At 75.8% G+C, this 893-nt stretch carries 1 protein-coding gene; it reads left to right on the top strand.

Features of this window, described 5'->3' with window-relative positions:
* On the top strand, window positions 1-558 hold a 558-nt coding region (locus ACFW2E_RS35765), incomplete at its 5' end, for an ROK family protein (protein WP_384472827.1).
* Window positions 559-893 lie beyond the last annotated feature (335 nt).

The following is an 893-nucleotide window of genomic DNA, read 5'->3' as shown; positions in this document are numbered from 1 at the left end:
GGCCGGCGCACCTTCGGCTATCTGCGGATCGGCGTGGGAGTCGGCCTCGGCATCGTCGTCGGGGGCCGGGTGCTGCGCGGGGCGAACGGCGCGGCGGGCGAGCTGGCCCGGCTGCCCTACCCCTGGGACGAGGGCCGCGTACCGCGCCGGGAGGCCCTGGAGGAGTACATCGGCGAGCGTTCCCTGCTGCGCCGGGCCGCGGAGGCCTGGCAGGACGCCGACGGGCCGTGCCCGCACACCACGGAGCGGCTCTTCGCCCTCGCCGGGGAGGGCCGGGCGGCGGCCCGCGCCGTCGTCGGCCGCCATGCCGCGGACATCGGCCGGCTCGCCGCGGCCGTGGTCGCCGTACTGGATCCGGGACTGATCGTGCTGGGGGGCAGCACCGGCGCGGACCCGCGGCTTCTGCCCGGTGTACGGGCCGAACTGGAGCGGCTGAGCTGGCCCACCGAGGTGGTCAGCAGCACGGTCGGGGACCTCGGCACCGTCGTCGGCGCTGCCCGGCTCGCGGTCACCCGGGGAGTCCAAACCGTGACCGAGGCCGCGGAGACGAAGGATTGACGGCCTCCGACCCGGTCTGCCAATGTCCGGACAAGCGCTTTCTAAGCCGGCCGGGACGCCGGATTGGGGTGAGCGTCCCGCCCGTACGAGACGTACGGCAGCCACGCGAGGGCGTGCTCGCGTGACGGCGGCCACGGTGGCCGGGGTCCCCACCCGTCAGGGCGGTACGGCCGGGCGAGGCCGCGCCCCGGAAGGCGCCTTCCGCACAACCTCGCACCCGTGCCGCAGCGACCGGCCGGGAAATCCGTCACGCACATCCAGGGAGGACCCGGTGGGTCACCAGATCTCGCGCAGAACCCTCTTCCGCTCCGCGAGCGGACACGCCCGCGCCGGCG

Source organism: Streptomyces sp. NPDC058964, assembly GCF_042741275.1.
Classification (GTDB): Bacteria; Actinomycetota; Actinomycetes; order Streptomycetales; family Streptomycetaceae; genus Streptomyces.
The sequence above is the reverse complement of the archived record's forward strand: the minus strand, read 5'-3'. Positions and strand labels throughout refer to the sequence as shown.